Source organism: Pseudomonas sp. GW821-FHT02H06, assembly GCF_059421525.1.
The window spans coordinates 35164-57575 of record NZ_JBWKVD010000006.1 but is presented as its reverse complement, the minus strand read 5'-3'; the positions used below and the strand labels follow the sequence as shown (position 1 = coordinate 57575).

The following is a 22412-nucleotide window of genomic DNA, read 5'->3' as shown; positions in this document are numbered from 1 at the left end:
CACCCTTGAACCAAACAGCTCCGCTCGAAGGTAATACCATGTCCTTTAACCACTACTACCAAAGCGAACTCACGGCGCTTCGCCAGTTGGGCCGCCGATTCGCCGAGCGCAGCCCGGCATTGGCGCCTTTTCTGGGGCAGGCCGGGCGGGATCCGGATGTAGAGCGGTTGCTGGAGGGTTTTGCGTTTCTGACGGGGCGCCTGCGGCAGAAGCTCGATGACGAGCTGCCCGAGCTCAGCCATTCGCTGATGCAGCTGCTGTGGCCCAATTACATGCAGCCGCTGCCGGCTTTCAGCATCCTCCAGTTTGACCCGTTGAAGCTGGCAGGGCCTGCGTTGAGGGTAGAGCGGGATACGCCGGTGGACAGCCTGCCGGTCGATGGCGTGCAGTGCCGCTTTCGCACCTGCTACCCAACCGATGTCCAGGCGCTGGATCTGGTAGACCTGACGTACTCGGTCAAGGGCGACGGCGCGCTGTTGAGCTTGCGGCTGGAACTGAGCGGCGAAGGCCATTTGGGTGAGTTGGACCTGAGCCGTTTGCGCCTGCATTTTGCGGGCGAGCGCTACATCAGCCAGACGCTCTATCTGAGCCTTCTGCGCAATCTGGAGAGCATCGAGCTTGTGCCTTTGGACGGAGACGGCAAGCCTATACCCGGCGTCAACGGCGTGCCCATGGCATTCAGAATGCCTGGCGATCGTATCCAGCCCGTGGGGTTTGCCGAAGACGAAGCGCTGATTCCGTATCCGCTGAACACCTTCCGGGGTTATCGCTACCTGCAGGAATACTTCGCCTTTCAGGACAAGTTTCTATTCGTGGACGTGGAGGGCCTGGAGCTGCTCGCCGCGCTGGCGGAAGACACGCTCAAACAAATACGCGGGCTTGAGTTGCGTTTCGACATTCGCAAGGGCGGCGTCCAGCGCCTGCGACCGACACTGGACAACGTCAAGCTCCATTGCACGCCCATCGTGAACCTGTTCAAGCACGATGCCACGCCGATCCGCCTTGAGGGCAAACAGGACGAGTACCTGTTGATGCCGGCGCTCTACGCCATGGAAAACTGTGGCGTGTTTTCGATCGAGTCGGTGATTGGCTGGAAGCCCGGTGGCCTGGGTTACGAGGCCTACGTGCCGTTCGAATCCTTCGAGCATGACCCCAGCTTCGATGTGCCGAACCGCCGTCCGCATTACAGCATCCGTCAGCGTTCATCGTCGTTGCACGACGGCCTCGACACCTACCTGAGCTTCGGCATCCGTCACACCGAAGCCTCTGAAACGTTGTCGATCGAGATGATGTGCACCAACCAGAACCTGCCGCGCAGGCTCAAGCTTGGCGACATCTGCATCGCCTGCGAACAGACACCTGAGTTTCTGACCTTCCGCAATATCACCCCGGCCACACCCAGTTATGCGCCGCCGCTGAATCGAGACTTCCTGTGGAAGCTGATCAGCAATATGTCGCTTAACTACCTGTCCCTCGCGGACGTAAACGCCTTGAAGGTGATCCTCGAAACCTACGACCTGCCGCGCTATTACGACCCGCACGCTGAAAAGGTCAGCAAGCGCCTGCTGGGCGGACTCAAGTCGATCAGGCACCAGCATGTCGACCGGCTGCACAGAGGGCTGCCGGTACGCGGGTTGCGCACCGAGCTGACCATCGACCCGCAAGGCTATATCGGCGAGGGCGACGTGTTTGTGTTCGCCTCCGTTCTCAACGAGTTTTTTGCACTTTACGCCAGCCTCAATTCGTATCACGAGCTGCGCGTAAAAAGCACACAAGGAGAGGTGTACCAATGGACACCCCGTATGGGCCTGCAGCCCCTGCTTTGAGCGGGCTGACCCGAGGCATACGCGAATACTCGCTGTTTCAGGTCGTGTTGCTGGTCATCGACAGACTGCGCACTGCACACCCGCGTCTGAGCGATGACGACTTGTATGACCAGCTGGAGTTTCAGGCCAATCCGAGCCTTGGTTTTCCGGGCAGCGATGTGGACCGCGTGGAGTTTTTTGAAGAATCCGGGCTGATGCGTGCACGCCTGCGCTTCAACCTTCTGGGGCTTGTCGGGTCTGGATCACCCTTGCCTGCGTTCTATAGCGAGCAAGCCCTGGGTGACGGTGAGGGGGGCAATCCGACCCGCCAGTTCCTCGATCTGTTTCACCATCGCCTCCATCGGCTGATGCTGCCGATCTGGAAGAAATACCGCTACCACGCCCGTTTTGAAAGCGGCGCGATCGATCCGTTTTCGTCGCAGTTGTTCGCGCTGATCGGACTGGGCAGCGAGGAGATTCGAAGCGCACGGGAGTTGAACTGGAAGCGACTGCTGCCGTACCTGGGTTTGCTCAGCCTGCGCGCCCACTCGGCAGCACTGATCGAGGCGGTGCTGCGGTACTACTTCAAACACGCAGAGCTGACGATCGAGCAATGCATGGAGCGCCGCGTGGACATTCTCGAAGAGCAGCGCAACAGCCTTGGCCGGGCCAGCACCCAGCTAGGCGAGGATCTGGTGCTCGGCGAACACGTTCGGGACCGCAGTGGCAAGTTCCGTATTCATATCCGAGAGCTTGGCTGGCAGCGCTTTCACGAGTTCCTGCCGATCGGCGCGGGTTACCAACCGCTGTGCGCATTGGTGCGATTCACGCTGCGTGACCCGCTCGATTACGACGTTCGCCTGGCGCTGCGTCGGGAAGAAATTCGCGAACTGCGCCTGGCGGGCCAGAACGCGTGTCGACTGGGATGGACCAGCTGGCTGGGCCGAGAACGCGCGGACGGCGTGGTGACCCTGGGGAGCAAATCATTAAGGACAGCCCAACGATGACTAACGTCAACCTGCAACAACTTATCCAGGCGCTCGACGCCGAATGCCGACGCGACCTGGAGCACGCTGCCGGACGCTGTGTGGGAAGGGGCGGCAGCAAGGTCCTCGTCGAAGACTTGTTGCTGTGCTTGCTGGAACGCCCGCAGGGCCTTCTTTCCCGCGCACTCCAGGATGCCGATATAGACGCCGGTGAACTCGGCGCGGTGCTGCAGGCGCGGATGGAAGACAGCGCCTCGCGCAACCCGGTGTTTGCGCCGGAACTGGTGCAGTGGCTGCAGGATGCGTTGCTGGTCGCCAGCCTCGAACTGAGTCAGACCCTGGTCGATCAAGGGGCGTTGGTGCTCGCGCTGTTGCGCAACCCCGAGCGTTACGCGGGCAGCCGCTATCAGGCATTGCTTGCCCGGCTGAATACCGAGCGACTGAAAGCATTCGCCTTGTCGCAGAAGGAGCATTCCGACTCGGGCAAACACGGTACGGCCGGCGAGTCATTGCTGATGCGCTATACCCATAACCTCACCCAACAGGCCCGAGACGGCAAACTTGACCCGGTGCTGTGCCGTGACGAGGCCATTCGGCAAATGGTGGATATTCTCGCTCGCCGACGGAAAAACAATCCGATCCTCGTGGGGGAGGCGGGTGTCGGCAAGACGGCTGTCGTTGAAGGGCTGGCGTCGCGCATCGTCGCGGGGGAAGTGCCCCGGGCCATAAAGGGCGTTGAAGTGCTTTCGCTGGACATGGGGCTGTTGCAGGCCGGCGCCAGCGTCAAAGGGGAGTTTGAGCGGCGCCTCAAGGGCGTGATCGACGAGGTCAAGGCGTCGACCAGGCCGATCATATTGTTCATCGACGAGGCCCATACCCTGGTCGGCGCCGGCGGTGATGCAGGGGGGGCCGATGCGGCCAACCTGCTCAAGCCTGCCCTGGCACGCGGCGAACTGCGCACTATCGCGGCGACCACCTGGACCGAGTACAAAAAATACATCGAAAAGGACCCGGCACTGGCCCGTCGCTTTCAGCCAGTGCGGCTGCACGAACCGACCGTCGATGAGGCGGTGACCATTCTGCGGGGCCTCGCTCACGTCTACGAGGGAAGCCACGGCATCTATTTGCGTGACGATGCGGTGGTGGCGGCTGCGGAGTTGTCCGCTCGCTATCTCGCCGGGCGCCAGTTGCCGGACAAGGCCGTCGATGTACTCGACACGGCGTGCGCGCGCGTTCGCATCAGCCTCGCCGCTGCGCCGCAATGCCTTGAGCGTCTGCGCAGCGAACTGGCCGAAGGCAGCCGCCAGCATCAGGCGCTGCGTCGTGACGCCGAAGCCGGTCTGCCCATCGATCATCCGGCACTGGATGCATTGGAAAACCGTTTGCGCGCTGCGGATGAAGAAAGCCTTGCTCTCGAAACGCTCTGGTTGGAACAGAAAGGATTGGCCGAGCGCCTGCTGGACTTTCGTCAGCAACTGGCGCAGGCCCGTGATGCCGACGACACACACAGCATCGAAGTCCTGCAGGCCGCCCTCCACGAGATTCACCGGACGCTGACCCAAGCCCAGGCCAAAGAAAGGCTGGTGAGCTTTGAAGTCTGCCCGCGTCTTGTCGCCGAAGTGATCAGCGCCTGGACCGGGGTGCCCGTGGCGCAATTGGCGCGAGAGCACAACGCCAGAATCGCCAGCTTTTCAACTGACCTGCGCACCCGCATTCGCGGTCAGGAGCAAGCGGTCCACGCCCTTGATCGTTCGATGCGCGCTAATGCAGCCGGCCTGAACAAACCTGATGCACCCGTGGGTGTGTTCCTGCTGGTCGGGCCGAGTGGTGTCGGCAAGACTGAAACCGCGCTGGCGCTCGCCGATTTGCTCTACGGCGGCGAGCGGTTCATCACCACCATCAACATGTCCGAGTTTCAGGAGAAGCACACCGTCTCGCGTCTGATTGGCGCGCCGCCTGGCTACGTGGGTTACGGCGAAGGTGGCATGCTCACCGAAGCGGTGCGGCAGAAGCCGTACTCCGTGGTTCTGCTCGATGAAGTCGAAAAAGCTGACCCAGACGTCCTGAACCTGTTCTATCAAATCTTCGACAAGGGCGTGGCAAACGACGGGGAAGGGCGGGAGATCAACTTCCGCAATACGCTCATCCTGATGACCTCGAACCTTGGAAGCGACCTCATCAGTCACCTCTGCGCCGACGGCGCGCGTCCCTCCGCGCAGGTGCTTGAGGAGCATATCCGTCCGGTTCTCGCGCGACATTTCAAACCGGCGCTGCTCGCACGCATGCGCGTCGTCCCGTACTACCCGGTGAGCGGGTCGGTGCTGCGTGAGCTGATCGAGATCAAATTGCGCAGTCTGGGCGAGCGCTTGAACCGTCGCCAGCTGACGTTCACCTTTTCCGAGGCGCTGGTCGATCAACTGGCTGAACGCTGCAGCCAAGGCGACAGTGGCGCACGTCTGATCGACCACTTGCTGGAGCTTCACGTACTGCCCCGGGTGGCTGACCGGCTGCTCGACGCCATGGCCGCAGGCCAGCGTCTCACCTCTGTGCACGCAACGCTTGATGCTGAAGCCGCCGTGACCTGCGAGTTTGCCTGAGGTGGGCGCTATGTTCATTCAGGTGCCGCAACCGCTGGCCTATGCGGAAGCGTTACTGGAGCAATTCGCCCGGCTTGCACGCGCAGCGGACGATGCCGCGCTGCTGAGCGGGCTCGTGCTCGGACTCGGCGAGTTGAGCGGGTGCGAGCTGACTCAGCTTTATCTGCTGGACGCGACCCATACGTGTCTGGGCATGACTGCCGAGTGCCTTGAGGGCAGCGTGCAACCCCGTGAGGCTCAGAGCCTGCCAACCGATTACAACGGTGAGCAACTGCTGCAGTTTGCGCTGTGCCAAAACCGCGTTGTGTGCCTCGTCGATTTGCCGGGCAGCCTGCACGCAACCCGTTTCCTGCCGCCCGGAGCGAAGCCCTGGCAGTCCCTGCTGTGTGTGCCCATCGTCAGTGATCAACAGGCGGTGGAAGGCTTGCTCGTCTGCGCGAGCAGTCGACACCTGGAGCTGCAGGCTTTTGCCGACTCCCTTGGTCGACTGGGCACGTTCGTGCTGCATCAATTGCAGCTGCTTCAGCGCTTGAGACGACGTACCGATGATTCACCACCCGTGCGCGTCAGTGTGCCAAGCATCAGCGCCTATGGGTTGATCGGCAAAAGCGCGCCCATGCGCCACACCTGTTCGATGATCAGTAAAGTCCTGCACAGCCCGTATACCGTTTTACTGCGCGGAGAAACGGGCACCGGCAAGGAAGTGGTGGCACGCGCCATCCACGACTACGGTCCGCGTCGCTCGCAGCCCTTCATCGTGCAGAACTGCGCGGCACTCCCTGAAAGCCTGCTGGAAAGCGAGTTGTTCGGCTATAGCAAGGGGGCGTTCACCGGCGCTCTGCGTAATCGCGCCGGACTGTTCGATGCAGCCAATGGCGGGACCCTGTTGCTCGATGAAGTCGGCGACATGCCGCTGTCGCTGCAGGCCAAGCTGCTGCGCGTGCTGCAGGAGGGAGAGATACGCCCGCTGGGCTCCAATGACACGCACAAGATAGACGTGCGCATCCTGGCAGCGAGCCACCGGGATCTGTTGGCCATGGTCAGCGAAGGCACCTTTCGCGAGGACCTCTACTACCGTCTCTCGCAATTCCCCATCGAGCTGCCCGCTCTTCGCCAGCGAGGCGATGACATCGTCGATCTCGCCCGGCATTTCGCCGACAAGGCCTGCGCATTTCTGCAACGGGATGCTCTGTGCTGGTCTGACGCGGCGCTCGATCACTTGTCCGGGTACGCCTTTCCCGGAAACGTTCGCGAGCTCAAGGGGCTGGTCGAACGTGCTGTTCTGCTGTGCGAAGGCGGCCAATTGCTTCCCGAACATTTCACCCTCCGCGCGGATGCAGCCCCTGGTGCTGCCCGCCTGAATCTGCGCGAACGCCTTGAGCAGGTCGAACGCGGCCTGCTGCTCGATTGCCTGCGTAAAAACGAAGGGAATCAGAGCCTGTCCGCCCGAGAGCTTGGGCTGCCCAGGCGAACGCTGCTGTACCGCCTTGGCCGCCTCAATATCAATTTGGGTGAAATCAATGCGTAGGCACGAACGATTTTTTTCCCGCTCGCTTTCCCTCGCGCCAACCGACGGCGCCCTGTGCTCACCTCTGGAGATCCCCTGATGTTCGCTCGTCACCGGCAAGCTGCTCTGCTGACCCTTGTTCTTCTCTGTGGCGTCTCGGGCTGCAGCGGCAATTACAAATTCAACGACAACACCTATCGCCCGCTGGGTGATCCGCAGGCAGCCAACCGCGGTAACTGACCACAAGGAGCACCACCGTGGAACTGGTTTTCGAAATGCTGAGCACCCGGCAGTTTGTGCCTGCGGAGCAATGCCAAAAGACCTTCAGGCAGGCGGGCGGCGTGATCGGACGGTCGGTGGACTGCGATTGGGTCATTCCCGACCGCAGCCGGCACGTGTCCCACCACCACATCACGATCAGCTACCGCGATGGCAGCTTTTATCTCACCGATACCAGCAGCAATGGCGTGCTGAGTGGGGAGAGCAGGGTGCGTCTGCCCAAGGGGCAAGCTGTTCGCATCGAGCATGGCAGTCTGTATGTACTGGGCGATTTCGAGCTGCGTGCCCGACTGATGCGTGAGCCGGCCTCGTTTGACGGTGACGTGGGTCGCACTTGTGCAGCCGGCAGCATCATCCCCGACGACTCGTTTCTGGACCTCGACCCGCTGAGCGCGCTCGACCAGCAGGAACGCGTCCACTCGGACATCGACGAACTGATTTCGCCAGCTGCCGCCATCAAGGACGGTCCACAGCGTGCGGACTATGCCCGGGTGGACATGGAAAGCCTGCGCGTGCCAGAGCTGGTCGAAGATCCTGCAGCACACCCCGCTCCAGCACCCGCGCCAGCCGCTGTTGAGACCGAACGCCAGACCGATGATTTCTGGACCCGGTTTTCCGACGCGCTCGGTCTCGAATTCGACGATCTTGATCAGGCTGCCCGGGAGGCGCTGGCGATCAATGCCGGCCATCTGCTCAGGCAGTGCGTCGGCGGTCTCCAGCAGCACCTGCAAACGCGCAGCGAGTTGAAAAATGAATTGCGCCTGTCGCAGACCACCGTGCAGGGCGCCCAGCGCAACCCGCTGAAATCAGCGGTCGATGCGGGCGAAGCCCTGTCGGCAATGCTGCGTCCTGGCAAACCCGGGCAACTGCCCGGCGAGCTGGCGATAAGCCGAGCCTTCCATGACGTGCAGGCGCATCAGGTCGCCTTGCTGGCCGCCTGTCGCGCGACAACGCGCGCCACGCTGGAGCATTTTTCACCGGAGCAACTCACCCTGCGATTCGAGCGCGACAACCCGCCACTGCTCGCGACCTCCGGCAGTCGCTGGAGAGCCTATGGCCGCTATCACCAGGCGTTGCGTCAGGACAATGACTGGAGCGAACGCCTGCTGGCGCGAGATTTCGCCCAAGCCTATGAAGAGCAGATTCGTCTGATTTCCACCCTCCACACTGATCATCAGGGATGAAGCGCATGTTTCGCCGTACAACTTTCTTTCTACACGCGCTGACCGCGTTGATTGCCGTGCTCATCCTTGCAGGTTGCTCGACGCTGTCGCCGTACTCACACCTCACCAAACTCGACCTCAGGCTTACGGCCAGTGATCAGCTGAACCCGGATCTGAATGGTCGTCCTTCACCGATCGTGGTCCGCCTGTACGAACTCAAACACGCAGTGGCCTTCGAGAACGCTGATTTTTTCAGCCTCTATGAGCGGGCCAGAGAGTCCCTGGCTCCGGACATGGTCGCCACCGAGGAGCTTGAGCTGCGTCCGGGCGAAACGGTCGAGCTCAAGCTCAGTGTGCAGAAGGGCAGTCGCTATGTCGGCGTAGTTGCGGCGTACCGCGACCTGTCACAAGCCTCGTGGCGCTCCACGCTTCACCTCCCGCCGCGAACCGCCACCGAAGTCGATCTGACCCTTGATGAAAGCGGCATTCGGACTTCACTTGAAGCGCTTGCCGAGGCGGTTGACCAGCCATGAATACGCACAAAGTCATCTGGCAGGAGGGCATGCTGCTGCGTCCTCAGCATTTCCAGCACAACGACCGGTATTACGACGACCAGCTGAAAATCCGCACTCGGTTAATGGGTGGCTACGCCTGGGGATTCCTGGCGCTGGAGATCGATCTGCAGTTTCTGAACATGGGGAAACTGGTGATCAGTCAGGCATCGGGCATCCTGCCTGACGGCAGCGTGTTCGAGTTGGGCGGCAACACGCAGTCGCTGGCCCTCGACATACCGCCCAATACCGTCAACACGCCTGTTTATCTGGCGTTGCCGCTGGTCACCGGCAATCACGTGGAAGCCAGGCGACCGGAGCAGTCCGATGTGCTGGCGCGTTATACCGCGTATGAAACGCAAGTCGCCGATTCAAATGCAGGTGATGACGCGATCTGTCAGGTGAGCTGCGGCCGGCCCGACTTCAGATTGCTCCTGGGCGAAGAGCAGAGCGACCATGCTTACGTCAAGCTGAAGATCTGCTCCGTGCTCGACACAACCCCTGACGGCGTGGTCAGTCTCGCCCCGGATTTCGTACCGACTTACCTTCAGTCCCATGCTTCCGCCTATCTTCTGTCGTGCCTGAAGGAAGTCATCAGCATGCTCAGCCATCGGGGCGACAGCATTGCCGAGCGCATCCGCTCCAGCGGCACGGTCGCCAGCGCGGAAATGGGCGACTTCATGATGCTTCAGCTGATCAATCGTGCCGAACTGCTGCTTCGTCACTACCTGGGTCTGGAGCACGTGCATCCGGAAGAACTCTACCGCGCGTTGCTGACCCTGCTGGGCGATCTGGCGACCTTCTCGAGTGACAGCAAGCGGCCGCGCCTGGACAGCCGCTACCGGCACAGCGATCAAGGGGAAAGCTTTCGCAGATTGGTGGAAGCGCTTCGGCAGATGCTGTCGATGGTGCTGGAGCAACACGCCATCGAACTGGTGCTACAGCCGCGTCAATACGGCATCACCGTCTCGCCGCTGCACGATCGCACGTTGCTGGGTTCGGCCTCCTTTGTATTGGCGGCGAGTGCCAATTGCGATTCCGAGGAACTGCGCCATCGTCTGCCCGCGCATTTCAAGGTTGCACCGGTGGAACGTATCCGCCAGTTGGTGAACCTGCACTTGCCCGGTATCAAGCTCACCCCGTTACCGGTGGCGCCGCGGCAAATTGCGTTTCATTCGAAAAAAACCTACTTCGTCCTTGAACTCAGCTCCGAAGACTTGGCGCAGCTGGAGCGCTCCGGCGGATTCGCGTTCCACGTGTCCGGCGAGTTTGCCGAGCTTGAACTCAACTTCTGGGCCATCAGGAATTGAACGCCATGATCAGGGATAGCGATTATCAACAGGACGACAAAACCGTCCTGGTCACTCGACAGGGGCACGGCCCGGCGTCGAAGCCGATGACTGATTCCACGCCGCCGCCGCGCTTCGAGCAACTGGAAGAACGCATGATCTACGCCGCGCACCTGCGACCGGCGCAGACGTTCAATGTCGGCATGAACCCGCTTGTTGCCGCTGCCTCGGAGCTGTTGTCCGAGGTTGTACGGCTCAGAAGCGGTGACATTCCTCACGATATGGCCGCGCTGCATGAGCACCTGACCCACGTGCTGAAATCGTTTGAAGCGCGCGCGCTGCACAACGGTGCCGAGAGCAGCCAGGTCGCGGGCGCCCGCTATGTGCTCTGCACTGTTCTGGATGAGGCCGTGGTAACGAGCGGCCGGGGCAACGAAAGCGAGTGGTCGCAGATGAGCCTGCTGAGCAGGTTTCACCAGGAAACCTTCGGTGGGGAAAAGTTTTTCCAGCTGCTGGATCGACTCTCGAAAAACCCGGTGAAGCATCTGTCGATGCTGGAACTGATGTACCTGTGCCTGTCTCTGGGTTTCGAGGGCCGCTACCGGGTTCAGACCCGTGGCGTGCAGGAGCTCGAGAACATTCGCGACGCGGTTTACCGGCAGGTTCGCCAGCTGCGCGGTGATGCGCCCCGCGAGCTGTCGCCCCATTGGGAAGGCCTGAACCAACAGCGCCGCAGCCTGGTGCGCATCGTGCCCGGCTGGATGATGGTGGGCTTCACCCTGGTGTGTCTGATCGTGATGTATTCGGGCTTCGCCTGGGTGCTGGGCGAGCACCGCAAGGCCGTCCTTCAACCTTATCAGCTGTTCGATCAGCCTGCCGCTCACCCGCAATCCCAGCGGCAAGCGCAAGCGCAATCACAGCCGCAGCCGCAGCCGCAGCCGTAAACAGAGACGTGTGATGAAAAACCTTTTCAAGAAAACCGGCGCGCTTCTGCGTCAGACGTGGTTGTGGACGCTCCTGCTGGTGTTGTTCGTGGCGCTGATGGTCTGGTTCGTCGGGCCGCTCCTGGCGGTTGACGACCGAAAGTTCTGGGAGGGTTCAAGCGCCCGGCTGTTGACCATCAGTTCGCTGTTCCTGCTCTGGGGCCTTGCCATGGTGTATGTCAGCCGGCGTGCCGGGGAGCGCAAGAAAGCGGTCGAGGACAGTGAAGACGGTCAGGCGCGCCTCTTGCGCGACGATCAGATCGACGAGGAGCAGGCTGAACTGACGACGCGTTTCAAGGACGCGCTGAAAACGCAGAAGACCTCAAGCCTGTATCGCGGCCGCAGCGAACACTGGCGCACCGAGCTGCCGTGGTACCTGCTGATCGGACCCGAGGGCAGCGGCAAGACCAGCCTGCTGGAGTTTTCAGGGCTCGAGTTTCCGCTCAACACAGTCGGGCGCAAACTTACCCGCGACACCCGAGGCACTCGCCACAGTGACTGGTATTTTGCCAACAATGCCGTGCTCGTCGATACCCCAGGCCGTTACCTGACCCAGCCGAACGCCGACATCGACCGCAGTGCCTGGTGCACGCTGCTTGATCTGCTGCGCAAATATCGCCGCAACCGCCCTCTGAACGGCGTACTCGTCACGCTCCCTGTCGACACGCTCCTCCACGGCAGTGATCCTGAACTGGAGACCCTCGCGGGACAGGTGCGTGCGCGGTTACAGGAGGTGAATCAGAAGCTCCATGTCGAGGTGCCTGTCTATCTTGTGCTGAGCAAGGCCGACAGCCTTCCGGGCTTCGACGCGTTTTTCGATCAACTGACCCGGGAGGAAAGTGATCAGGTCCTCGGCACCACCTTCAAGAACGGGCAGAGCGGCACTGACGCCGCCATGCTGCGCAACGAATTCGGCGAACTGCTGGTTCGGCTCAACAGTCAGGTGATCACCCGCATCCATCAAGAGCGTGATACCTCGCGCCGTGGCGGCATTCTCGACTTACCCCATCAACTCAGCGGAATCGGCGAACGCGTGTGCGTGTTTGTGGAACTGGCGTTCACGGGCAATCGCTACCAGTTGGCGAGCCAGTTGCGTGGTTTCTATCTCACCAGCGCGCCAGGCTTTGAACAGGACATGCACTCGCCCGCTCTCGGCAGGGGTGCCAGTCCCGGGATGAGCACAGAAACGCTGCCGACACTGGGGAGGGGCCGATCGCGTTTCATCAATCACCTGCTTAGCAGAGTCATCTTCCCCGAGGCTGACCTTGCGGGCCTGGACATGCGCGAGCGCCGCCGTATCCATTGGGCCCAGCGCGCGCTATACGCAGGCGCACTGGCGTCACTCGCGCTGTTCGGCAGCCTTTGGGCCGTGAGTTTTTCCGGCAACTATGAACGCCTGGACAGCCTGGGCGCCCTTGCCAGAACCTGGGCCCAGCAGCGGTCGGCGAACGCGGTCCAGGATGACCTTTTCGCAGCGCTGAAAGTGCTGGACAGCGGCTATGCGGCGACCCGGGTTTTCCCTGGCAAAGAGGATGTCGGTTACCAGACGCGTGGCGGCCTTTATCAAGGCCAAGCGGTCAATCCGGTGGTCGAAAGCGCTTACGATCGCGAGCTTGAACGGCTGCTCTTGCCTCAGGTAGCGACGATGCTGGAGAGGCAGATTGCCGCGAGCCTTGACGATCGCGAGGGGCTCCTCAAAAGCCTGCGTGCCTATCTGATGCTGGGCATGAAAGACCGGCGGGATGCGGCGTGGCTCAAGGAGCAGGTCGCCGCTGCCTGGTCCGATCTGTACCCCGGCAATGCGGCTGCGCAAAACGGTCTGAACGCCCACTTCGAACGGTTGCTGACGCTGCCGTTTGTCCATGGCCTCAATGAACAGCGCGTGGTGCAGGCCCGGCAGGTGCTGCGTGGTGAGTCGCTGGCGAACGTCGTCTACCGGATGCTGCGCGAGCAGGCGGCGACCTTGCCGGATTACAGTTTCGACCAGCATCTCGGGCCGCAGGCAGCGCTGTTCGTCGGCACCGATTATGTGATTCCGGGGTTTTACACCCGGCAGGGCTACGAGCAGTATTTTTCGGTGCACGGCTCCCGGGTGGTGACCGATATCCTGCGGGACAATTGGGTGCTGGGCGAAGGCTCCGGTCTCAGCGACATGGATATGCGGCGCTTGATGGTTGAACTGGAGCAGCTTTATTTCCGTGATTACGCTGATTACTGGGGCGAGGCGGTGAGCGCGGTCGAGCTGCCCGGGCCTTACGATTTTGCCGACAGTGCCGAGCAACTGGCTGGCCTGACGTCGGCCCATTCGCCGGTTATCAATCTGCTCAGGGAAGTACGGGAGAACACTCGCTTCACACCTTTAGCCGAGGCACTGACAAACGCCGTCGATGCCACTGCGCAGTTGCCGGATAAGGGTGGCAAAGCCGGCAAAGTGGCGGTCGCTGCGTCAAGCAAAGCTTCCGAAGCGTTGAGTGCATCCGTCCCGGACACCGCACGCAAATCACTGCAGAACCGGTTCGATCCGCTGCACCGCCTGCTCGACGAAAAAGATGGCCCGACGGCGGACCTGGTACCTGTTCTGGCGGTACTCAATGAGCTGCAACTGCAGATGGCGAGTCTGGGCAGGGCCAGCTCGCCGGAGCAGGCTGCGTTCGACATGGCCAAGTCACGCATGGGCGGACAGCGGGATGCGCTGGGCACTTTGCGTGCGGCATCCAGTCGCCTGCCACGTCCGGTGGGCGCGTGGTTCAACACCCTGGCCGAGGACGCGTGGCGGCTGGTGCTTCGCGATGCCTATCAAAACGTGAACCAGCACTACCAGAGCGAGGTGTACAGTTTTTACGCCAAGGCGATCAGCAAGCGTTATCCGTTCAGCGCCGACAGTGCCAGCGACGTCGCACTCAGTGATTTTCGCGAGTTCTTCAAGGTTCAGGGCGTTACAGACCGCTTCTTCGACGGATTCCTGTGTCCGTTCGTGAGTGGCGAGAAAGGCAGTTATCGTCTGCGCAGTATCGACGGGCAAAGCCTGCCGATCTCCCGGGCGTATCTTGATCAGATGACCGCCGCGCGAGTCATCCGACAGGGGTTCTTCGCCGACAACCCGGCCGAGCCTCAGGTGCAGTTCAAACTTGAGCCCCATACCCTGGACTCTTCTGTCAGTCGGTCCGAATTCAAGCTGGGTGACAAGACCCTTGAATACCGCCACGGTCCGATTGTCCCGGTGTCATTCAAATGGCCCACCGATGCGCAGGCCGGTCGAACCAGTCTGGTGCTCGACAGAATGGTTGGCCGACCCCTGGGTATCGAAGAAAGCTCAGGGCCGTGGTCGCTGTTCCGTCTGCTGGATTCAATGCAACGGGAGGAGCTGACCGGTCGCGACGTGCTGGTACTGAAGGCCGATGTCGGTGGTCTGCGTGCCAGCTACCTGTTGACGAGCCAGCGTTCGCCCAACCCTTTCGACATGAGCGTGCTGCGCAGCTTCCGCATGCCGGCACAACTCTGATGGCGATCGCCGGCCAGTGGCACAGCGCTGCGCGGACCCACAGCGGCAAGGTTCGAGCGCGCAATGAAGATGCGTTTCTGGAGTGTCCAGAAAGGGGGCTGTGGGTGGTTGCCGATGGCATGGGCGGCCATCAGGGAGGCGATATCGCCAGCCAGATGATCGTCGCCAGTCTGGCGGAGCTGCCAGTGCGCGATCACTTCGATGACAGGCTTATCGGCGTTAGGCAGTGCCTGCACTGGCTGAACCGGCGGCTGGGCCAGGAGCTGACCGTCCGTGCAGGCCGACAGGACAGCATCATCGGCAGCACGGTGGTCGCACTTCTGATGGAGGAAAGCCGGGCGGCCTGTGTCTGGGCGGGTGACAGCCGCTGCTATTTGTGGCGCGGCCAGCGGCTGTATCAGCTGTCCCGAGACCATTCCCTGCAACAGCAACTGATCGACGAGCGACAGATGAATGCTCGCCAGGCCTGCGCCTACCCAGGAGCGCACGCCTTGACCCGAGCGGTGGGCGCTGCCGAGCAACTGACGCTGGAGGTGCTGGAGCTTGAGGTGTTTCCGGGGGATGCGTTTCTGCTGTGCAGCGACGGTTTGTATCAGGGGTTGAGTAGCGATGCGCTGGGTCACGCATTGAATCACGTTCAGCCGGAAACAGCGCTCAAGCGCCTGTTCGATGATGCGTTGCGCGGCGCTGCCCGGGATAACCTGACGGCTGTGGTGATTCGCGGATGACCGAGCCCGCGCAATTGATCCCGGCTGAGCATAGGGTGATTGATCCTCCCCCCAATGACCCGCCCGCCGACCTCACCTACTTCGCCTTCGCCCGGTCTCAAAAACCTGAAACGGCTCGGGTACGCACCTCGGCAGGCATGAGCGCAATGCCCGATGTCCTGGCAAGTCGTTACCGCATCGAACGCCTGCTCGGTGCCGGCGGTATGGGAGCGGTTTACCGTGCGCGCGATCTGCTGGCCGAGCAGTACGGAGATCCCGATCCTTACGTCGCGCTCAAAGTCCTCAACGAAGACTTCGCCGAGTCGCCGGACGCCAGCGCAGTGCTCTACAGCGAGTTCCGCCTGACCCGATACCTGCGGCATGACAACGTGCTGCGTGTGCACGGGTTTCATGTCGACACCTCGTGCGCGCGGGCTTTCATCACCATGGAGCTCATGCGAGGCCTGACGCTGGACAAAATGCTCTGTGAGCGGCCGCTGGGACTGCCATGGAAAGAGCTGCGCGAGATCGTTCTGCCGTTGCTGGACGCACTGGCATTCGCCCACGCTCGCGGCGTGGTTCACGGTGATATAAAACCCAGCAACATCATGCTCAGTGAAGAGGGCGTGCGCCTGTTCGACTTCGGTCTTGGCAGGGCCGAGGAGGGCGTATTACCCGGCCTGCCGCATTTGAGTCGCCAGCGCTTCAATGCCTGGACCCCAGGCTACGCTGCCCCTGAAGTGCTCGAGCACCAACAACTCTCGACAAATGCTGACGTCTACGCGGTGGCGTGTGTGATCTACGAACTGGCAAGCGGCAGACACCCCTTCCGGCATCTACCTTCGAATCAGGCCCGTGATCAGCACCTGGAAGCCGGGTTGAAACCGCCACGCCACTTACCCAGGCATGGTTGGCCTGCTTTGCGAACCGCGCTCGCTTTTGACGCCGATGCCCGCAGGATAACGGCCGGGCAGATGCGTGACGCTTTCACCAACCCCTCGTCCTGGGGGTGGTGCAGGAAAATCCGCCCATCTCGGTGAGGCCATCAGTTGTGCGGTGCGAGATCGGACGCCTTCCCGGCTAAAGCCGGTCCTACACTGGACACGATGCTTTGTAGTGGGACCGGCTTCAGCCGGGAAGAGGCCGGTGTGGACTCCATCAGTTTGCGGTGTGACGCCTGACGCCTTCCCGGCTAAAGCCGGTCCTACCCGGTGCGCGTGGTATTGCTGCGGTCACTTTCTATTCAAAGCCGCCCGAGTTTTTCCAGCGCCGCATCCGCCAGGAACGAAGAGCGGCTTTTGACGTTGTGGTCGCGAACATAACGGTCGATGCGCTGTATGACGAACCCCGGCAAGGTGACATTGACCTTCTCGGTCTTGCCCAGATAAGGGGTGATGTCGATCTCGATCATGCCCCAACCCATGTTTGCGTAATCGTCATTATCATGATGCGCTTGAGCCGATGATGGCATCGGCACGGCGTGACCGTCGGCAACCCGTTCTTCAAGACAAATATGGGCAATTTCGACCGCGGCGTTGTAAGCGTCTTCGAACGTGTCGCCAGCCGTCACCGCGCCGGGAATGTCCGGAATCTGTATGCCGACAGCCGTCGTCTCGTCGCCCCATTCGATGGCGATGGGATATTGCATGATGTGCTCCTGCGCTAGGATCAAGTGGGTGCCAGAGGTAATAGACATGCCCGCCTCCTGATGCTTTTGATCGTTCCGATGGGAAGGTCCTTCTTCGGATGCGGGACCGGGATGGAGTTGGGGCTGCACGGATGTGTGTAAAACGTGATGGCTGCCTCTGATTCGAGCCAAGGTCCAGCCCGCGGCCTCTAACTCTGCAATTAATTCCCTGCTTTTCACCAGCAGCTCCCTGTGAAGTGTGGGGCGGATGGTGAAAGTCGCTCGATGTTAGATCAAGGAGGAAGATGTATCTAGAGTTATGAATAATAGAAAGGGGCAGTTCTCTTCAGGTGTCACGACGCCGAGGAGAGCACGGCGGATTCGGTCTGAACAAGTGGCCAGCGATGGGCTGACAGGCAAATATGATCAGCATTTCGCTGGCCGCCCGCTCGACAGCGGCTGCATAAAGGGCAGCGGTTTTCTGACGAAACATCGCCGCGATGAGCGGAATAGAGCCATCCTGCAAAAAAAGATGCAGTTATTTTCATACGCAATTTGCAACACCCGATCGCCCGGTCCCTCTACCCCTCAGACGACACAACCGGGCACGTTGTCGCACCCAAGGCAGCCCGGCTCGGTTGTGCTTAATCGATTCATCTGGCATAAAAAACGGGCTTCGGGCTCGAAAATCTAGAAAAAACATAGATTAATGGGTCGACGATAGCTGCTGTCACGTCTGACCCCCGCGCGCTACCCATCAAGCCAGTTTGCTCGCTGCCCGAAGCGGAAATCTGTGCCACCCATCTGCCTTTCAACCTCATCGAGGCCATTCATTCGGCGCGACCAAACGCCGTGCATCAAAAAAGGAACGGAAAATTGAGCGATCAATCCACTCCGAACACTCCACTCTCACGATTCTGCGAAAAAGTCGGAATTCCCTATCCCATGTTCTGGGGCTTTGTCGGTCTGTTGATCTTCATGATCGGCGATGGCGTAGAACTCGGATACCTCTCGCCCTTCCTCAGTGAACGCGGCATGCCTGGCGACGAAATCGCCATGATCTTCACCCTCTACGGTGTAACGGTCGGGATTTCCTCCTGGCTCGCCGGCGCGCTCTCCAATATCTGGGGCCCGAAACGGGTGATGTTCCTGGGATTGGTCATCTGGAGCGTGTTTGAAGTGCTCTTCCTGATCTACGGATTGCAGGAACTGAGCTACTCGATGATTCTCCTGACCTACGGCCTGCGCGGCTTCGGTTATCCATTGTTCGCTTACGGCTTCCTGGTGTGGATCGCAGCGTCAACGCCGTCCCGCAAAATGGGCATGGCCGTGGGCTGGTTCTGGGTGGCTTACGCTGCGGGCCTGCCGATGCTGGGTTCTCTGGTGGCGAGCGCCGCCATCCCGCTGATCGGCGCATTGCAGACCTTCTGGTTGTCCTTTGCTCTGGTGGTCATCGGCGGCGCGATTGGTCTGATCGGGATGCGTGAAGCCCACGGCATGCGTCGACTGGCGCCCGAGGGTGAGCGGCCGATGGTGTCGATGGCGAAGAACATCACCATCATGTGGACGCGTCCGAAAGTCTCGCTGGCCGCCCTCGTCCGGGTGATCAACACCTCGTCGATGTTCGGTTTTCTGGTGGTCATGCCCGGGTTCTTCATGCACACCGTCGGCTTCACCCTGGAAGAGTGGCTACGCCTGCTGACCATCGTCTTCGTGTTCAACATCATCGGTAATCTGAGCTCAAGCGTGATCAGCACCAAGATCGGCTATCGCAACACGATCCTGTGGTTCGGCGCGGTGGGCAGCACGATCAGCACGCCGTTGTTCTTTTTTATGCCCCAGGCGTTTCCCCACGATTTCCTGATCGCTTCGATCTTCGGTGCCTTTTACGGCCTGACCCTGGCGTGTTTCGTCCCGCTGTCGGCACTCGCACCCGCGTTGGCGCCGAATAACAAAGCCGCCGCGCTGTCGGTGCTAAGCCTGGGGGCAGGGGCGTCCACATGGGTGGGCCCGGCGGTGGTCGCGATTTTCAATGAAAGCTACGGCGTTGAAGGGGTGGTCTGGGCATTCTGCGGCCTTTACGCACTGAGCGCCGTGCTGACCGCCTTCCTGAAAGATCCGGAGCCCGTGCATGACCCGATCCTGATCAAGATCAAACGCCGGATCAAAGTGTTTGCGCCGCGTATGGATTACCGTTGGGCCCATGCCGAAGACCCGAACAAAGACGTAAGCTGATTCCGGTGCTCGCGCGGCGTGACAGTCATGAAAGGGTCGACTGCCGCGCCGCGTGTCTTAATGGGGCGGGGTGATCAATCAGCGACTGCCGGCGGTTGCTCCTTGCTCAGCCCGTCGTTGATCAACACCATGCTCTGCGGTGCGGACAACGCGATGCCCATTTCCCGAAGGCGGCCCAGCACGGTAAACAACAGGTCGCTTCGAGCACTGCCCACCGAGCGCGGGCTGTTGACGTAACCGCTGGCGCTGATGATCAGGCCCGTGTTGGTCAAGTCTTTGAAGGTGACCGAGGGCGCTGGCGTATCGAGGACGGCTTCGTGCTCGGTAAACGCCTGCAACAGCAGTTCGCGGATCTGCAGGACATCCGTTTCCAGCGGCAGCGTCAGGGAAATCCCGACCACGCCCAGCGCGTTGCCCATGGTCACGTTGCGCACGTTCTGAGTAATGAACTGCGAGTTCGGCACGATCACCGTGGAGCGGTCGGACATCTGGATTTCAGTGGCACGCACGTTGATCCGGCGAATATCGCCCTCGACCCCCGCCAGGCTCACCCAGTCCCCGACCTTGACTGGCCGCTCGGTCAGCAGAATCAAGCCCGAGATGAAGTTCTGCACGATGGCCTGCAAACCAAAACCGATCCCCACCGACAGGGCGCTCACTACCCAGGTCAGGTTGGTCAGGCTGATGTGCAGGGTGGACATCACCACCGCAATCACCAGCACAAACCCGATGTAGCCGATCAGGGTCACCAGGGACGCCTGCATGCCGGCGTCCATGTTGGTTTCCGGCAGCAGCCGTTCGCCGAACCATTCTTTCAGCACGCGCACGCCCAGCATGCCGAGTACCAGGCAACCCAGTGCCATGAGAATGTCGCTTGGAACGATGTTCAGGTTGCCCAGGGATTTGTTGGTGACTTCCATCTGGGTGAAGCTTTCGAGCAACTCGCCCGGGCTTGAACCCGAGGGCAGAAAGGCCAGCAGCACGGCGGCCAGCAACAGCAAGCTGCGGCCTACGCCCGCCAGAATGGTGCTCGCCTGGGCCTGATGGCGCGGGGACAGGCCGAGTGCCGAACCCAGTGCCATGCCGCCCGGTTGCTTGGGCGACAGGAGGGTTTCGCAGACGTCGCCGAAGAACGCCACCAGCAGGTAGGCGGTTGACGCGACCACGCTCATCCACAGCAGCTTGACCGCAAGGAAGTAGGCCAGCGTCAGGTACCCGCTCAGCAACGCCAGCAAACTCAATCCGACCCACACGGCGACGACGAAGGGGATCAGCCCGGCGAGGCCGCCCGGACGCTCGATTGCAAAGCGGCGGCGGGTGCGACGGTAGCGCACCAGGCCGAAGAAAAACACCAGGGAAACCGCCAGCGCCGTCAGGCCGTTGACCGCGACGGTCAGCGCCAGGCTGCTGGCGATGACGCTGTTGATCCGCTCCTGGGTGCCGATGACCATCAGGGCCAGGGCCAACACAGGCGGAAAGCGGCCCATGGCCGTGGCAATCTCGTCAGGAATCTTCGGCAGGCGCCACGAGGGGTGCGGCAGCATCAACAGCGCGCGGCCCAGGCCGACGATGAAGGCGCAGAAGGTGATCAGCGTCTGCAGTTGGTCGAGGAGATTGACCACGTCGTTGCTCAGCACTGCATTGCTGGTGATGCCCCAGCGCAGCAGGGAAGTGGCAGTGGTGATGGTGAGCACGGTCGAAAGACCGACGGCCAGGGCCAGGGCGCTGCGGCGCAGACGGCCCTCGGGCAGCCAGCGGACCATCAGGCGGATCAGCAGGCTCTCCAGCAGGCGGCGCACCACCACCCAGATCAGCAGCGCGCCGATCACCACGCTGGCAAACAGCATCCGGTTGCCGGGGGCCAGTGCGCTGGTGAACACGCTGCGGACGTCGTCCAGCAGGCCGTTCATGCGCCTGAGGTCGTCATCGGTCGGGCGAATCAGGGTCGACCAGAACGCCGAGCTGAGAGGGCTTGCCGTGCGCGTGCTGATTTGCGAGTCGAACAGGCTGCGGCGCAGGCTGAAGATCTGCGTGGCCAGGTCCCGTGCCGACTGACTCAAGGTATTGGTCTGGCGTTCGTCGCTGACCAGCGCGTTTTTCTGGGCAGTCAATGCCTTGCGCTGGCTGGTCAGGGTGGGCGCTTCGTCCGGTTGCACCGGGCCGAGAATGTTCAGCTGATCGTTCAGGTGCTCGATGTCGACCGCCTGTTTGGCGATCAGATCATCGGCTTGCTTCTGCACCTGTAATGCGGCCTGGCGCAGGCTCGACAGCAGGTCATCGTTGGCGCTGACGGTGACTTTCTGCCGGATCTGGTCGAGCTGTTCGCTCAGGTCATCCAGGCTTGGCGCCTCGACTTCCGGCGTTGCATCAGGTTGGCTCGCGGCCTGCGGTGCGGTTTGTGGCGCGACCTGCGCCGCCGCGGCCTGTGCGAAAGCGGGCAGGGTGACGCACAGCAACAGCGCGAGCACCCCAGCGTAGAAACGGTTCAACGTGACGTGTTGCATTCGGGTTCCTTTGGGGCGTTAACCGGTTTTGCGAGCTGATCGTTTGGCGCATGTATCGAACGGAGGCGGGGCTCTCGATCATTCGTGCGCGCGGGGGCGGATGATAGCAAGGATTGGGTCGTGACGACTCACGCTCGCTGTCCATTGCCGGCAGTGGTGCGGCTGATGGAAGATCAAGAGCGTCTGCCTGGGGGCAGACTGTTTCGCCTTCGGCGAGTTACTTAATAAAGCCCCAAGTAACCAAGGGCTTGTGCTCCTGATTGGGCCCCTCCTGCGTCGGGGTTCCTTCACTTCGGTCCCGCTCCGTGGGCCCGCGCCGAACGGACATCCATGTCCTGACGGCGCTCTCGCCGCATCCATGCGGCTCGGCCCACTCCACGAGACCTGCGTTCAGCCTGCACCCAAGTCGCGACTGGTGTCGTCTGCACTCGCCGTGTATGAAGATCAAGATCAAAAGCGCATTTAGATCAGATCAAAGGCTTCCCGACTAAAGCCGTCCCACGGTCAAGGTCACCGCCAATCCCACTGCACGCATACGATGCTTTTGTAGGACCGGCTTCAGCCGGGAAGGGGCCCTCTCGGTCAACATCAATTCGTGCTGTGAACCACAGTTGGCCGATACCCCCTTCAGGTCATGTGATATTCACACTTGGCGGCACATGATCGTGTTCGGTGTT

15 protein-coding genes and 1 pseudogene are annotated in these 22412 nt (G+C 61.3%); 13 read left to right on the top strand and 3 right to left on the bottom strand.

The features are described 5' to 3' along the window. Positions 1 to 38 precede the first annotated feature (38 nt). The 12 genes from tssF (at position 39) to AC07VF_RS12090 (ending at position 16409) form a co-directional block, all read left to right on the top strand. Positions 39 to 1826, top strand: a complete 1788-nt coding sequence (gene tssF / locus AC07VF_RS12145; protein ID WP_495009475.1) for a type VI secretion system baseplate subunit TssF — start codon at positions 39 to 41, stop codon at positions 1824 to 1826. Further along, positions 1790 to 2812 (top strand): type VI secretion system baseplate subunit TssG, encoded by a 1023-nt coding sequence (gene tssG / locus AC07VF_RS12140; protein ID WP_495009476.1) that lies wholly within the window; start codon positions 1790 to 1792, stop codon positions 2810 to 2812. The genes tssF and tssG overlap by 37 nt, the downstream gene beginning before the upstream one ends. Beyond that, positions 2809 to 5388 carry a type VI secretion system ATPase TssH gene (gene tssH, locus AC07VF_RS12135; protein ID WP_495009477.1) on the top strand — a complete coding sequence of 860 codons (2580 nt, stop codon included), beginning with the start codon at positions 2809 to 2811 and terminating at the stop codon, positions 5386 to 5388. The genes tssG and tssH overlap by 4 nt, the downstream gene beginning before the upstream one ends. A gap of 10 nt (positions 5389 to 5398) precedes the next feature. After that, a complete protein-coding gene (locus tag AC07VF_RS12130; protein ID WP_495009478.1) occupies positions 5399 to 6916 on the top strand; it encodes a sigma-54 interaction domain-containing protein in 1518 nt (505 codons plus the stop codon). Positions 6917 to 6994: 78 nt separating this feature from the next. Further along, a complete protein-coding gene (locus AC07VF_RS12125) occupies positions 6995 to 7135 on the top strand; it encodes a type VI secretion protein (RefSeq protein WP_495009479.1) in 141 nt (46 codons plus the stop codon). Between the two features lie 17 nt (positions 7136 to 7152). Further along, a complete protein-coding gene (gene tagH, locus AC07VF_RS12120) occupies positions 7153 to 8358 on the top strand; it encodes a type VI secretion system-associated FHA domain protein TagH (protein ID WP_495009480.1) in 1206 nt (401 codons plus the stop codon). A gap of 5 nt (positions 8359 to 8363) precedes the next feature. Further along, the gene (gene tssJ / locus AC07VF_RS12115) at positions 8364 to 8870 is read left to right on the top strand and encodes a type VI secretion system lipoprotein TssJ (RefSeq protein ID WP_495009481.1); all 507 of its coding nucleotides are present in this window, start codon (positions 8364 to 8366) and stop codon (positions 8868 to 8870) included. Next, on the top strand, positions 8867 to 10198 hold the full coding sequence (tssK, locus tag AC07VF_RS12110) for a type VI secretion system baseplate subunit TssK (protein ID WP_495009482.1): 1332 nt from the start codon (positions 8867 to 8869) through the stop codon (positions 10196 to 10198). Before tssJ ends, tssK begins: the two co-directional genes overlap by 4 nt. 5 nt (positions 10199 to 10203) lie before the next feature. Continuing rightward, on the top strand, positions 10204 to 11121 hold the full coding sequence (gene icmH / locus AC07VF_RS12105; protein ID WP_495009483.1) for a type IVB secretion system protein IcmH/DotU: 918 nt from the start codon (positions 10204 to 10206) through the stop codon (positions 11119 to 11121). A gap of 13 nt (positions 11122 to 11134) precedes the next feature. Beyond that, the gene (gene tssM / locus AC07VF_RS12100; protein WP_495009484.1) at positions 11135 to 14662 is read left to right on the top strand and encodes a type VI secretion system membrane subunit TssM; all 3528 of its coding nucleotides are present in this window, start codon (positions 11135 to 11137) and stop codon (positions 14660 to 14662) included. Further along, complete coding sequence (locus tag AC07VF_RS12095; protein WP_495009485.1) at positions 14662 to 15390, top strand: PP2C family protein-serine/threonine phosphatase; 729 nt, start codon at positions 14662 to 14664, stop codon at positions 15388 to 15390. Before tssM ends, AC07VF_RS12095 begins: the two co-directional genes overlap by 1 nt. A 35-nt stretch (positions 15391 to 15425) precedes the next feature. After that, positions 15426 to 16409 carry a serine/threonine-protein kinase gene (locus AC07VF_RS12090; RefSeq protein WP_495009486.1) on the top strand — a complete coding sequence of 328 codons (984 nt, stop codon included), beginning with the start codon at positions 15426 to 15428 and terminating at the stop codon, positions 16407 to 16409. A gap of 203 nt (positions 16410 to 16612) precedes the next feature. On the opposite strand, the gene AC07VF_RS12085 is transcribed toward AC07VF_RS12090, so the two are convergent. Both AC07VF_RS12085 and AC07VF_RS12080 read right to left on the bottom strand, forming a co-directional pair. Further along, entirely contained in the window at positions 16613 to 17017 is a 405-nt protein-coding gene (locus AC07VF_RS12085) for a type II toxin-antitoxin system HicB family antitoxin (RefSeq protein WP_495009511.1), read from the bottom strand. A gap of 20 nt (positions 17018 to 17037) precedes the next feature. Beyond that, positions 17038 to 17236: pseudogene (locus AC07VF_RS12080) on the bottom strand (type II toxin-antitoxin system HicA family toxin). A 636-nt stretch (positions 17237 to 17872) separates the two neighbouring features. Here AC07VF_RS12080 and AC07VF_RS12075 point away from each other — a divergent pair. After that, positions 17873 to 19231, top strand: a complete 1359-nt coding sequence (locus tag AC07VF_RS12075) for an MFS transporter (protein WP_346625794.1) — start codon at positions 17873 to 17875, stop codon at positions 19229 to 19231. Positions 19232 to 19305: 74 nt separating this feature from the next. Here AC07VF_RS12075 and AC07VF_RS12070 read toward each other — a convergent pair whose 3' ends face one another. Next, positions 19306 to 21735, bottom strand: a complete 2430-nt coding sequence (locus AC07VF_RS12070) for a DUF3772 domain-containing protein (protein ID WP_495009487.1) — start codon at positions 21733 to 21735, stop codon at positions 19306 to 19308. Positions 21736 to 22412 lie beyond the last annotated feature (677 nt).

Excerpts from the sequence above, each read along its gene's own strand:
- tssJ (WP_495009481.1), top strand. The coding sequence starts at position 8,364 with ATGTTTCGCCGTACAACTTTCTTTCTACACGCGCTGACCGCGTTGATT.
- AC07VF_RS12085 (WP_495009511.1), bottom strand. The coding sequence starts at position 17,017 with ATGCAATATCCCATCGCCATCGAATGGGGCGACGAGACGACGGCTGTC.
- AC07VF_RS12125 (WP_495009479.1), top strand. The coding sequence starts at position 6,995 with ATGTTCGCTCGTCACCGGCAAGCTGCTCTGCTGACCCTTGTTCTTCTC.
- AC07VF_RS12095 (WP_495009485.1), top strand. The coding sequence starts at position 14,662 with ATGGCGATCGCCGGCCAGTGGCACAGCGCTGCGCGGACCCACAGCGGC.
- AC07VF_RS12130 (WP_495009478.1), top strand. The coding sequence starts at position 5,399 with ATGTTCATTCAGGTGCCGCAACCGCTGGCCTATGCGGAAGCGTTACTG.
- tssK (WP_495009482.1), top strand. The coding sequence starts at position 8,867 with ATGAATACGCACAAAGTCATCTGGCAGGAGGGCATGCTGCTGCGTCCT.
- tssG (WP_495009476.1), top strand. The coding sequence starts at position 1,790 with ATGGACACCCCGTATGGGCCTGCAGCCCCTGCTTTGAGCGGGCTGACC.
- tssM (WP_495009484.1), top strand. The coding sequence starts at position 11,135 with ATGAAAAACCTTTTCAAGAAAACCGGCGCGCTTCTGCGTCAGACGTGG.
- AC07VF_RS12070 (WP_495009487.1), bottom strand. The coding sequence starts at position 21,735 with ATGCAACACGTCACGTTGAACCGTTTCTACGCTGGGGTGCTCGCGCTG.
- tssF (WP_495009475.1), top strand. The coding sequence starts at position 39 with ATGTCCTTTAACCACTACTACCAAAGCGAACTCACGGCGCTTCGCCAG.
- icmH (WP_495009483.1), top strand. The coding sequence starts at position 10,204 with ATGATCAGGGATAGCGATTATCAACAGGACGACAAAACCGTCCTGGTC.
- tssH (WP_495009477.1), top strand. The coding sequence starts at position 2,809 with ATGACTAACGTCAACCTGCAACAACTTATCCAGGCGCTCGACGCCGAA.